The following is a 12,261-nucleotide window of genomic DNA, read 5'->3' as shown; positions in this document are numbered from 1 at the left end:
CTGGGTTGATCACAAGATCACCCCACCCGACGTAGTCCAGATATTGAGGAGACTTCCGTGCCGAACCGCCGTCGACGCCGGCTTTCCACAGCCACGAGCGCAGTCGTGGCCCTGGCGGTCGCGAGTCCAGCCGCAGTCATCGCCGTGACCGACTTGTCCGCGAGCACCGATCCCGGCCCTCAGCATCGCGAGTTCGTCCAGGCCGCGATGATCACCGACCTGCCGGGTGAAATCATGTCCGCCCTGTCCCAGGGGCTGTCGCAGTTCGGCATCAACCTGCCGCCGATGCCGACCGGCATGCTCACCGGAACCGGCTCCACGACACCCAGCCTGACGTCACCCGGACTGACCTCTCCGGGTCTGACGTCACCGGCGCTCACCACGCCCGGATTGACTACGCCCGGACTGACCACGCCGGGCCTAACCGGGCCGAGCCTGGACGTTCCCAGCGCCACCGTGCCGGGTGCGACCTTGCCCGCGCCTTCGCTCACCGATCCGGCGCTGGCCGATCCGTCGTTGACCAACCCCGCGTTGACCACGCCCGGGCTCACCACCCCCGAACTGACCACGCCGGAGCTGACCGCGCCGGAGCTGACCGCGCCGGGGCTGACCGCCCCGACCGCGACGACGCCCGGGCTCACCGCGCCGGATCTGACCGCGCCGGGCCTGTCGACTCCGCCGGCTCTGACCGATCCTGCCCTGGCCACCCCGGTCTCCACGGGGCTCACCGGTGAGGTGCCGATCTCGGCGCCCATCGGACTGGACCCCGCGGCGGGCACCTATCCGATCCTCGGCGATCCGACCCTGGCGACGATGCCTGCGACGGCCCCAGCCAGCGGCGGCATCATCGGCGACCTGTCCAGCATGGCCAACCAGCTGGGCGCCGGGCAGGCGATCGACCTGCTCAAGGGCATGGTGATGCCAGCGATCATGTCGGCCGTCAAACCGCCGGCACCGCCGGTACCGGCTCCCGCACCGGCCCCAGCGCCGTAAACCTGTTTCAGACGGCACCGCAGAAGCCGATCGGGGCTCTGCGGTGCCGTTGCAGGTCGGTCACTTTCCCAGCCCAAACGCCGTGTCGAAACATTAGTAACAACTGACACATACGTAACATCGGTCTGTGCCGTGCCGCCGTCCCATGCCGTCGTTGCTGTTCACCGCTGTCGCGGCGACGGTCGTCATGCTGCCGATGGCGGTCTACGGCATGCCCGGTGACGACGGTGACAAGCCGCCGGCTCTGGAGACGCCGCGGATGGCTGAACAGCCGCTCGCCGATCTCGGCGCAGGCGAAACCGTCCGCGAGATCCACCAGGACACGCCGTTCGCGATGGTCGCGCTCACGGCGTCCGACCTCACCGGCACCTCGGCCAAGGTGCGGGCCAAGAAGGCCGACGGCACCTGGGGGCCGTGGTACGAGGCCGAACCCCTCGAGGGTGTAGGCCCTGAGGGGCCCGAGGCGGTCGGCCCCCGCGGCACCGAACCGGTGTTCGTCGGGCGCACCACCACGGTGCAGATCGCGGTCACCCGGTCGCCCGGCGCCACACCGACCCCGCCCGCACCTGGGCCCCAACGGTTTTCCGATGCGGACCGCCCCGAGTTGGGCTACCTGCCCGCCAACGTCGAGCAGCCGTTCGCCCAGAACATCAACGCCGTGCTGATCAGCCCGCCGCAGGCGCCGGTGGACAACCTGCCGCTGCCATCGGCGGTCAACAGCCCCGGCGTGCCGCCGGTCATCATCAACCGCGCACAATGGGGCGCCGACGAATCGATGCGGCGGTGCGGAGAACCGCGCTACGACAGTGGAATTCGGGCCGGCATCGTGCACCACACCGCGGGCAGCAACGAGTACGCGCCCGAGGACTCGGCCGGGATCGTGCGGTCCATCTACGAGTACCACACCCGCACGTTGGGCTGGTGCGACATCGCCTACAACGCGCTGGTCGACAAGTACGGCCAGGTGTTCGAGGGTCGTGCGGGCGGGATCACCAGACCGGTCGAGGGAGCCCACACCGGCGGGTTCAACCGCGACACCTGGGGCGTGGCGATGATGGGCAACTTCGATGCCGTTCCGCCCACCCCGATTCAGCTGGGCACCACGGGCCGGCTGTTGGGTTGGCGCATGGGCATGGACCACATCGACCCGAGGGGCACCGTGGTGCTGGCCTCCTCAGGAGGGTCGTTCGCCAAGTTCCCGTTCGGCGCCGCCCCGACGCTGCCGGCGATCTTCACCCACCGCGACGTCGGCGTCACCGAATGCCCCGGTAATGCGGCTTACGCGCTGATGGACCAGATCCGGGAGATCGCCGCGCGGTTCAACAGCCCGCCGGGGCCCGCCGACCTCGTCGACACCCTGCGCGGCGGCGCGATCTTCGCGCGCTGGGAGGCGATGGGCGGACCGAACAGCCCACTGGGCAACCCGACGTCACCTGAGGCCTCCGGTCAAGACGGCATCCGATACGCGACGTTCGAGCGCGGCGCCCTGTACTGGTCCCCGCCCACCGGCGCCCAGCCGCTGACCGGGGAGATCTACAAGGCGTGGGGGTCGCTGGGCTTCGAACGCGGCGCGCTCGGCCTGCCAACCAGCGGGGAAATCCACGAGCCGCTGTGGATCGTGCAGAACTTCCAGCACGGCACGCTCAACTTCGATCGCGAGTCGGGCAGCGTGACACGGGTCATCGACGGCATCGCGGTCAACCTGCCCCCGACCTACGTCGACCACGAACCGATTCAGCTGGAGCGGTTCAGCCCGCCGATCAGCCCCACCTAACCGTTCTAACCGTTCCACCAACGTTCGAGGACGCGGGCCACCCCGTCCTGGTTGTTGGTCAACGTGACCTCGTCCGCGGCGGCCAACGCCTCGGGATGGGCGTGGGCCATGGCCACCCCCAGCCCGGCCCACTGCAGCATGGGAATGTCGTTGGGCATATCGCCGAACGTCACCACCTCGTCGGCGGCGATGTTCAGCGGACGGGTGAGCTCCTCGATTCCGGAGGCCTTGCTGACGCCCACCGGCATGACCTCGATCAGGCCGTTGTCGGTGGAGTAGGTGATGTCGGCGCGCTCCCCGATATGCCGGGCCAGCACATCGGCCATATCGGAACTGCGGGCGCCGGCCTTGCGGACGAGCAGCTTGATCGCCGGCGCGCTGAGCAGATCCGACATGGACACCTCGGTGTTATCCGGGTTGAGCCAGGCGTGCTCGTAGCCCGGTGAGCTGACGAACTGTGGCGTCGCCGCGTCGTGGGCGCTCTCGCCCACCCGTTCAACGGCCAGCCCGGAACCGGGGATGACGCGGGTGGCGACGTCGCTGAGTTCGGCCAGCAACTCCGTGGACAACGTGCGCGCGGAGACGATGCGGTCCGTGGCGGGGTCGTAGATCACCGCGCCGTTGGCGCACACCGTCATCGGCGCGAAACCCAATGCGTCGACGACAGGCTGCACCCACCGCGGCGGACGCCCCGTTGCGAGCACGAACTGCACCCCGTCGGCCACGGCCGCGTGCACGACGGCGTTGGTGCGCGCGGTGACCTTCTCGTCGTCGTCGAGCAGCGTGCCGTCCACATCGGAGGCGATCATGATCGGCCGGTTCATCGGCGACTCTTGGCTTCTTGCTGCGCACGCTTTCTGGCGCGCTCGGCGAGTTCGGCTTCGTCGAGCGCCTTGGCCTCGGCCAGCGTCGGCGCGCTGCCACCGAGCCGGCGCGGCAGCCAGTACGCATCGGGCGGTTGCGGATATTCGCGCTGGGCCTTGTCCAGCAGCTCCCCCATCGAGGACCGCAGCGCCGTCAGCGTCTGCTCCATGGTGTCGGCGGCGTGCAGCGGAGCACCGACCTCGACGGTGATCGGAACCTTGCTGCGGCCCAACCGCCGTGGGTGATCCTTGGTCCAGAGGCGCTGCGCACCCCACACGATCAACGGAATCATCGCGACGTCGGCGTCGCGCGCCATCCGCGCCGCACCGGTCTTGAAGTCCTTGAGCTCAAAGCTGCGGCTGATGGTCGCCTCGGGATACACCCCGACCAGTTCACCGGCGCGCAACCGGTCCACCGCGACCGCGTAGGCGCCTGCGCCGGCCCGGCGATCCACCGGGATCGTGCCGGTGCGGCTGATGAGGAAGTTGATGATCTTCACTTCCTGCATCTCCTCTTTGATCATGAACCGCAGCCGCCTCCCGCGGTAGTGCACTGCCAGGGCCGCCGGCAGCCAGTCGATGTAGCTGGTGTGGTTGATGGCGATCACCGCGCCGCCAGAAGTGGGGATGTGCTCCAGGCCGTTATACGTGATGCGGATGCCGTTGAATTTGACGGCCGCCTTGACCAGAACCTCGAGCGTCCGGAAGACCGGCTCCCTGGCCACTACCCCGGCGCCCCGTTCGTATCGGGCTGACCTCCCCGCCGCGCCGCCTTCTGCGCCGCCTTCTGCGCCGCCTCCTCGGCGTCCATCCGATTGGCCTCCGCCAGCGACGGTGCACCGCCGCCCAGCCGGTGCGGCACCCAGTACTCGCCCGGCGGATGCGGACCGTAGGCATCCTGCACGCGTTCCAGCAGATGCTGCATCCGCGAATGCAGCAGCGCGGTCAGCTCGGGCGCGGGCAGCGTCGGGGCGATCGGTTCCCCGACCGCGACCGCGATCGGCACCTTGGGCCGCCACAGATTCTTCGGGTGCCCCTTGGTCCAGATGCGCTGGGCGCCCCACACGATGTGCGGCACGATCGGCACATTGCAGTCGATCGCCATGCGCGCCGCGCCGGACTTGAGCGTCTTGATCTCGAAGCTGCGGCTGATGGTGGCCTCCGGATAGACGCCGACCAGCTCGCCGTCCCGCAGCATCTGACAGGCCGCCCCATACGATTCGGCGCCGCTGCCGCGGTCCACCTCGATGTGGCGCAGGCTGCGCATCAGGGGTCCGCCGATCTTGTGGTCGAAGACCTCTTTTTTCGCCATGAACCGCACCTTGCGGCCGCGCTTCTGCCGGTAGGCGGGCAGCCCGGCGAACGTGAAGTCGAAGTAGCTGGTGTGGTTGATGGCCACCACCGCCCCACCGGTCACCGGCAAGTTTTCGACGCCGGTGACGGTGAACGTCAACCCCTGCGCGCGCCAGATGAGCCGCGCAAGTTGGATGACTGTGCCGTACACCGGTTCCACAGCCGCCAGCGTAGTGCGCCTGCGTGGATGCGACTCCTGCTGTCTGTTGCCGTTAAGCTCGAAGGGTCAGCATCGTCGCGGAGAAAGGATGTTAGTGCAGGTCACAAGCGTCGGGCATGCGGGTTTCCGCATTGACACCAGGGCCGGAAGCATCCTGTGCGATCCCTGGCTGAACCCGGCGTACTTCGGGTCATGGTTCCCGTTCCCCGACAACAGCGCGCTGGACTGGGAAGCCCTCGGCGACTGCGACTATCTCTACGTCTCGCACCTGCACGCCGACCACTTCGACCCGAAGAACCTGCGCGAGCACGTCAACAAGGACGCGGTGGTGCTGCTGCCCGATTTCCCGGTCCCCGATCTGCGCCGCGAACTGGAGAAGGTGGGGTTTCACCGCTTCGTGGAAACCGCCGACTCGGTCAAGCACCGCGTCAGCGGCCCCAAGGGCCATCTCGATGTGATGATCATCGCGCTGCGCGCTCCTGCCGACGGGCCGATCGGAGACTCCGGCCTGGTGGTCGACGACGGCGAAACCGTCTGCTTCAACATGAACGACGCCCGTCCGGTCGACCTGGACGTGGTGCACGCCGACTTCGGCCAGGTCGACGTGCACATGCTGCAGTACTCCGGGGCGATCTGGTATCCGATGGTCTACGACATGCCGGCCCGGGCCAAGGAAGCGTTCGGCATCCAGAAGCGGCAGCGACAGATGGACCGCTGCCGCCAGTACATCGCGCAGGTCGGCGCCCGATGGGTGATCCCGTCGGCGGGTCCGCCGTGTTTTCTGGATCCAGAGTTGCGCCACCTCAACGACGATTCCGGCGATCCGGCCAACATCTTTCCCGATCAGGTCGTGTTCCTCGACCAGATGCGCACCCACGGCCATGAGGGCGGGTTGTTGATGATCCCGGGGTCGACGGCGGAGTTCACTGGGGCACAGCTGGATTCGCTTACCCATCCGCTGCCCGACGACGAGGTGCAGGACATCTTCACCACGGGCAAGGCCGCTTACATCGCCGACTACGCCGAGCGGATGGCGCCGGTGCTCGCCGCGGAGAAGGCGGGGTGGGCGGCGGCCGCCGGTGAGTCGCTGCTGGAACCGCTGCGCGCGGTGTTCGAGCCGATCATGATCCAGAGCGACCAGATCTGTGACGGTATCGGATATCCGGTCGAACTCCGGCTACACGGCCGGGACCACAACGAAACCATCGTGCTCGACTTCCCCAAACGCGCTGTGCGTGAACCGATCCCGGATGAGAAGTTCCGTTACGGTTTTCGGATCGCCCCCGAGTTGGTGCGCACCGTGCTGCGTGACAACGAACCGGACTGGGTCAACACCATCTTCCTGTCGACGCGGTTTTCGGCCTGGCGGGTCGGGGGCTACAACGAGTACCTGTACACCTTCTTCAAATGCCTCACCGACGAACGCATCGCCTACGCCGACGGCTGGTTCGCCGAGGCGCACGATGACACGGCGTCGATCACGTTGGACGGCTGGGAAATTCAGCGGAGATGTCCGCATCTGAAGGCCGACCTGTCGAAGTTCGGCGTGGTGGACGGTTCGACGCTGACCTGCAACCTGCACGGGTGGCAGTGGAACCTCGAGAACGGTCGGTGTCTGACCAGCAAGGGTCACGAACTGCGGAGGCGGAAGCTATGACCGCACCCCGCCAGTACTACGACGACGGGCAGATCCAGCTCGATCGCCAAGCGATCACGTTGCGGCGCTACCATTTTCCGTCGGGCACATCGAAGGTGATCCCGCTGTCGTCGATCCGCGGGTACAAGGCCGAGCCGCTGGGAATGTTCACCCACCGGTTCCGGATCTGGGGCAGTTCGGATCTGCGTCGCTGGCTGCCGCTGGATGTCTGGCGGCCGATCAAGTCGACGCTCGTCACGCTCGATGTTGACGGCACCCGGCCCAAGCCGGCCTTCACGCCGCAGCGGCCCGACGAGTTTCTGGCCAGCCTCGACCAATTGCTGGACAGCTAGCGGCGAAACCGGCGCAGTACCGCCCGCAGCCCCCACGCACCGGCGCCGGCTGACACCAGCCACGGCGCACCGACCAGGATCGGATCGATCCACTGATGGTTGCGGTCCGCTCGCTTGCCGTCGGTGCGCGAACGCCAACCATGGTGGGTGAACTCGGCCTTGACGCCGGTTTGAGTGATCGGGTTGTCGGGCCGCAGCGTGAGAAACGACCGCAGATGGCTTTCCACCGCGTCCACCCGGTCCGCAGCGATCAGCAGCAGCCAGTGCGCCGCGCGGGCTTCGCTGTACTTGCGGTAGGAGAACCGGCGGATCGCACCCGAGAGCCCGTGTAGCGGTGTGGCGGTTCCGAACACCGGCGTGACGAACTTGTGCTCGATCGAACGTTCCCGCGGCACCACCTGTTCTTGGCGGTCGGGGAAATCCCAATGGGCACCGGTGGATTGGGGGTCGTACTTCAGCTTCGGCACCGACGGGCGGTCGTTGGGATCGAGATCGACTCCCCAACCCGGGATTCGGGCACGCAACTCGGTGATGTCGGGCCGATTCGGATGCTCTGCGGTGTAGGTCATGTGGAGTCCTTCGGTGGTCAGGCCGCCGCGGGCAGGATGACCGGTTTGATGCAGTTATCCAGCTTGGCGGAGAAGATGTGATAGCCCTCGGCGATGTGTTCGAGCGGAATGCGGTGAGTGATGATGCCGCTGGGGGCCAGGTACCCGTTCTGGATATGTGAGAACAGCCGGGGCCATTGGCGTTTGACCGGACACTGGTTCATCCGCAACGTCAGTCCCTTGTTGAGCGCGTCGCCGAACTTCACCAGCGAGAAGATCGGTCCGTACGCGCCCATCACCGATATCGTCGCGCCCTTGCGGACCGAGTCGATCGCCCAGTTCAACGCGACCGGCGAACCACCCTGCATCTTGAACTTTGCGGACGTCACATGCTGAAGGAAGTTGCCGTCGGCCTCGGCGCCGACCGCGTCGATCGCAACATCTGCGCCGAGGTAGTCGGTGGTTTTCTTCATCTCGACGACGATGTCGTCGCACTCGGCGAAGTTGATGGTCTCGGCGTGCGCGAAGGTGCGGGCCTTCTCCAACCGGTAGTCGAGGTGGTCGATGACGATCACCCGGCCAGCGCCCATCAGCCACGACGATTTGGCGGCGAACAGGCCGATCGGTCCGGCCCCGAACACCACCACCGTGTCACCTTCGACGATGTCGCCGAGCTGGGCACCGAAGTACCCGGTGGCCAGGGCGTCGGTGCACATCAACGCGTCGTCGTCGGCCATCCACTCCGGGATGACGGCGGGCCCGACGTCGGCGAACGGTACCCGGACCAACTCGGCCTGACCGCCGTCGTATCCGCCGCAGGTGTGCGAGTAGCCGTAGATGCCGCCCACCGCGGTGGCGTTCGGATTCACGTTGTGGCAGTTGGAGAACAGGCCGCGCGCACAGTAGTAGCAGGACCCGCAGTAGACGTTGAACGGCACCATCACGCGGTCGCCGCGCTTCAGGTTCTGCACCGACGGTCCGACGTCCTCGACCACTCCGATGAACTCGTGGCCGAACGTGAAGCCGACCCGGGTGTCGGGCATCATGCCGTGGTACAGGTGCAGATCCGAACCGCAGATCGCCGCGCGCTGTACCCGCACGATTGCGTCGTTGGGATGCTCCACCTTGGGCGGCGCCTTCTCCTCGACCCGCACCTTGTACGGGCCGCGGTACACCATTGCTCGCATGCTCTCCTCCTGACCGGTGGCGATACCCCGGCTGGAGGCGGCGAAACCTGCGCTAGCGCTTCGGTTCGAGCACTTCGGCGCCGACGAACGGCACCAACGCTTCTGGTACCCGCACGCTGCCGTCGGGCTGCTGATGGTTCTCCAGGATCGCCACCAGCCAGCGGGTGGTGGCCAGCGTGCCGTTGAGCGTCGCGGCGATCTGCGGCCTGCCGTTGTCGTCGCGGTAGCGCACCGCCAGCCGACGGGCCTGAAACGTCGTGCAGTTCGACGTCGAGGTCAACTCGCGATACGTCTGCTGTGTCGGAACCCATGCCTCGCAGTCGAACTTGCGCGCCGCTGACATCCCGAGATCCCCTGCGGCGATGTCGATTATGCGGTACGGCACGTCGATCAGGGCCAGCATCTCGCGCTGCCAGCCGAGTAGCCGGTCATGTTCGGCCTCGGCCTGCTCAGGTCTGCAGTAGACGAACCCCTCGACCTTGTCGAACTGATGCACGCGGATGATGCCGCGGGTGTCCTTGCCGTGGCTGCCCGCCTCCCGGCGAAAGCACGACGACCAGCCGGCATAGCGCAGCGGCGCGCCGGACAGGTCGAGGATCTCGTCGGCGTGGTAGCCGGCCAACGGGACCTCGGAGGTGCCGACGAGGTAGAGGTCGTCGGATTCGATCCGGTACACCTCGTCGCTGTGCGCACCGAGGAACCCGGTGCCCGCCATCACCTCGGGACGCACCAGCACCGGCGGGATCATCAGCGTGAACCCGTTGTCGGTCGCCAGCCGCGCGGCGAGCTGCATCAGCCCCAGTTGCAGCAGCGCGCCCGCGCCGGTGAGGAAGTAGAACCGCGCACCGGACACCTTGGCGCCGCGCTCCAGATCGATCAACCCCAGCGACTCGCCGAGCTCCACGTGGTCCTTGGGGTTGTCGATGGCCCGCGGTTCGCCGACCGTCTCGAGCACGACGAAATCGTCCTCACCGCCTGCGGGCACACCGTCGAGAATGACGTTGGAGATCGCCGTATGCGCTGCGGCGAACGCCTTTTCGGCCTGCCCCTGTTCGGCTTCGACCGCTTTGACCTTCTCGGCGAGGCTCTTGGCGTGCTCGAGTAGCGCGGGCCGCTCGTCCGGTGACGCCTTGCCCACCTTCTTGCTGGCGGCCTTCTGTTCGGCGCGCAGGCTGTCAGCGGCCGACACCGCCGCGCGGCGGGCGGCGTCGGCATCGACCAACGTGTCAACAAGTCCGGGATCCTCACCGCGGGCGCGTTGCGACGCGCGGACGGCATCGGGGTTTTCGCGCAGCAGCTTGAGGTCGATCACGGCCGCAACACTACTTTCGGCCCGGCGCGCGGGGTCGAGAGCCTCGTTTTCTACCGGAGCGTCGGGTTGCGAGCCACAACCACATAACTTTACAAATGCATCGCTTGTCACAGTGCCCGACACGCCTGTCACAATGGAGCAGATGTTGGACGTACCCGAGGCCCCCGAGGCTGACGAGCAGCCGCAGCGGGTGGCGTGGTGGAAGAGTTTGAATGCCACGCCGACGCGCCGCGGGCTACTGTTGACCGCGCTCGGTGCCCTGCTCATCGCCGGTTTGATCACCGCGGTGCCGCAGCGTGACGGTGCGACGGGGCTGACCGCCAGCACGATCTCGCTGGGCCCGCGGGGTAACGAGACCTTCGAGCACGCCAAGGCCGGTGATTGTCTGAACTGGCCGGAACGTACGCCGGACGCCGCCGAGATCGTCGACTGCAAGGACGAGCACCGCTTCGAGGTCGCCCAGTCGGTCGATATGCGTATCTACCCGGGCAGTGAGTACGGGCCCGACGCCGAGCCGCCATCGCCGGCGCGCATCCAGCAGATCAGCCAGGAGCAGTGCTCGACGTCGGTGCGGCGCTACCTCGGCGCCAACTACGACCCGAACAGCCGTTTCACGGTGAGCATGCTGTGGTCGGGCGAACGGGCGTGGCGCAACCAGGACGAAAGGCGCATGCTGTGCGGTCTGCAGCTGCCCGGACCCAACAACCAGCAGCTGCCGTTCAAGGGCAAGGTCGCCGACATCGACCAGTCCAAGGTGTGGCCAGCGGGCACCTGCCTGGGCATCGATCCGTCGACCAATCAGCCCACCGACGTTCCCGTCGACTGCGCGGCACCTCACGCAATGGAGGTGACCGGCGCGGTCAACCTGGCCGAGCGGTTCCCCGACGCGCTTCCGCCGGAGAACGAGCAGGACGCGTTCATCAAGGACGCGTGCACCCGGATGACCGACGAATACCTGGCACCCATCGAGCTGCGCAGCACCACGCTGACGTTGATCTACAGCACAATTTCGCTGCCGAGCTGGTCGGCGGGCAGCCGTCAGGTGTCGTGCAGCATCGGGGCCACGCTGGGCAACGGTGGCTGGTCAACGCTGCTCAACAGCGCCAAGGGCCCGCTGCTGATCAACGGTCAGCCGCCGATTCCGCCACCCGACATCCCGCAGGAGCGACTGAACTTCCCGCCGATCCCGATGCCGGAGGTCAGCAGTTCCTCGGCCGCCAGCAGTAATCAGTCCTCGAGCAGCGGAAGCAGCAGCAGCGGCGCGAGCAGTGGCAGTAGCAGCGGCAACACCCACAGCGGCGGCAGCTCGGATGGGACCCACCACGGCCCGCCGGGCAGCGAGGGCGCGCCGGAGGTCGAACAGCCCGGCAACACCTTCCTCGGCGGGCCGCCGGCTCCTGGGGCGCCGCCGGCACCGCCGCCGGGTGTTCCGCCGCCGCCTCCGCCACCGGGTCTTCCGCCGCCACCCCCGCCGCCGGGTCTGCCGCCGCCACCACCGGTACCTGCGCCCGCGCCCGCCCCGCCGCCACCACCGGTGCCGTAGTGGCGGTGCGGATGAGCCCGCAACGGTTCGACGAGTTGGTCTCCGAAGCGCTCGATCTCATACCGCCCAAGCTCGCCGCTGCGATCGACAACGCCGTCGTGCTCGTCGCGGACCGCAGCGAGGAGGAACCCGATCTCCTCGGGCTGTATCAGGGCATCGCGCTGACCGAACGCGACTCCTGGTACGCCGCGGGCTCGCTACCGGACACCATCACGATCTACCGCGATGCGCTGCTGGACGCCTGCGAAACCGAGGAGCAGGTGGTCGAGGAGGTGGCGATCACGGTCATCCACGAGATCGCCCACCACTTCGGTATCGACGACGAACGCCTGCACGAACTGGGTTGGGGATAGGCGGGCGCGGCATCCGCGAATTGTCGCCACACAGTGCTATGAACGGGCCATGAGCAGTGCGTGCCGCGAATGCCGAACGGGCCTCGAACACTGCCACGGCACCGTCATCCATCACGCGGCCGATCGCGCCGAGTGCACGGAACCCGACTGCGCGATGCCGGAGGTGGTGCACGTCTTTCAAATCGA

At 67.4% G+C, this 12,261-nt stretch carries 12 protein-coding genes; 6 read left to right on the top strand and 6 right to left on the bottom strand.

The features are described 5' to 3' along the window. The first annotated feature begins 57 nt into the window (after window positions 1-57). Complete coding sequence (locus ABQE44_RS13095; protein WP_448430154.1) at window positions 58-993, top strand: hypothetical protein; 936 nt, start codon at window positions 58-60, stop codon at window positions 991-993. A gap of 145 nt (window positions 994-1,138) precedes the next feature. Continuing rightward, entirely contained in the window at window positions 1,139-2,767 is a 1,629-nt protein-coding gene (locus ABQE44_RS13090) for an N-acetylmuramoyl-L-alanine amidase (protein ID WP_448430234.1), read from the top strand. 5 nt (window positions 2,768-2,772) lie between these two features. Here ABQE44_RS13090 and ABQE44_RS13085 read toward each other — a convergent pair whose 3' ends face one another. From ABQE44_RS13085 to ABQE44_RS13075, 3 genes are read right to left on the bottom strand one after another with little or no spacing between them, the layout of a single operon-like run. Next, window positions 2,773-3,591, bottom strand: coding sequence for an HAD family hydrolase (locus ABQE44_RS13085; RefSeq protein WP_448430152.1), 819 nt, complete (start codon window positions 3,589-3,591; stop codon window positions 2,773-2,775). Then, on the bottom strand, window positions 3,588-4,355 hold the full coding sequence (locus tag ABQE44_RS13080) for a lysophospholipid acyltransferase family protein (RefSeq protein WP_448430150.1): 768 nt from the start codon (window positions 4,353-4,355) through the stop codon (window positions 3,588-3,590). Before ABQE44_RS13080 ends, ABQE44_RS13085 begins: the two co-directional genes overlap by 4 nt. After that, window positions 4,355-5,143, bottom strand: coding sequence for a lysophospholipid acyltransferase family protein (locus ABQE44_RS13075; protein WP_448430148.1), 789 nt, complete (start codon window positions 5,141-5,143; stop codon window positions 4,355-4,357). Before ABQE44_RS13075 ends, ABQE44_RS13080 begins: the two co-directional genes overlap by 1 nt. Before the next feature lie 94 nt (window positions 5,144-5,237). Between ABQE44_RS13075 and ABQE44_RS13070 the strand changes: the two genes are divergently transcribed. Together ABQE44_RS13070 and ABQE44_RS13065 are read left to right on the top strand one after the other, a co-directional pair. After that, the gene (locus ABQE44_RS13070; RefSeq protein ID WP_448391762.1) at window positions 5,238-6,800 is read left to right on the top strand and encodes a Rieske 2Fe-2S domain-containing protein; all 1,563 of its coding nucleotides are present in this window, start codon (window positions 5,238-5,240) and stop codon (window positions 6,798-6,800) included. Next, window positions 6,797-7,132: a hypothetical protein gene (locus ABQE44_RS13065; RefSeq protein WP_448391761.1), complete on the top strand. Its 336-nt coding sequence runs from the start codon at window positions 6,797-6,799 to the stop codon at window positions 7,130-7,132. The genes ABQE44_RS13070 and ABQE44_RS13065 overlap by 4 nt, the downstream gene beginning before the upstream one ends. Here ABQE44_RS13065 and ABQE44_RS13060 read toward each other — a convergent pair. From ABQE44_RS13060 to serS, 3 genes are read right to left on the bottom strand one after another with little or no spacing between them, the layout of a single operon-like run. Next, on the bottom strand, window positions 7,129-7,701 hold the full coding sequence (locus ABQE44_RS13060; protein WP_448430146.1) for a hypothetical protein: 573 nt from the start codon (window positions 7,699-7,701) through the stop codon (window positions 7,129-7,131). The genes ABQE44_RS13065 and ABQE44_RS13060 overlap by 4 nt on opposite strands. A 17-nt stretch (window positions 7,702-7,718) precedes the next feature. Then, the gene (locus ABQE44_RS13055; protein WP_448430144.1) at window positions 7,719-8,867 is read right to left on the bottom strand and encodes a zinc-dependent alcohol dehydrogenase; all 1,149 of its coding nucleotides are present in this window, start codon (window positions 8,865-8,867) and stop codon (window positions 7,719-7,721) included. Window positions 8,868-8,919: 52 nt separating this feature from the next. Beyond that, entirely contained in the window at window positions 8,920-10,179 is a 1,260-nt protein-coding gene (serS, locus tag ABQE44_RS13050; protein ID WP_448430142.1) for a serine--tRNA ligase, read from the bottom strand. Window positions 10,180-10,312: 133 nt separating this feature from the next. On the opposite strand from serS, the gene ABQE44_RS13045 reads away from it, so the two are divergent. Next, window positions 10,313-11,722 carry a septum formation family protein gene (locus tag ABQE44_RS13045; RefSeq protein WP_448430140.1) on the top strand — a complete coding sequence of 470 codons (1,410 nt, stop codon included), beginning with the start codon at window positions 10,313-10,315 and terminating at the stop codon, window positions 11,720-11,722. Next, window positions 11,722-12,075, top strand: a complete 354-nt coding sequence (locus tag ABQE44_RS13040; protein WP_448430138.1) for a metallopeptidase family protein — start codon at window positions 11,722-11,724, stop codon at window positions 12,073-12,075. The genes ABQE44_RS13045 and ABQE44_RS13040 overlap by 1 nt, the downstream gene beginning before the upstream one ends. Window positions 12,076-12,261: the final 186 nt, after the last annotated feature.

The sequence above is a fragment of the Mycolicibacterium sp. XJ2546 genome, assembly GCF_053483195.1.
The sequence above is the reverse complement of the archived record's forward strand: the minus strand, read 5'-3'. Positions and strand labels throughout refer to the sequence as shown.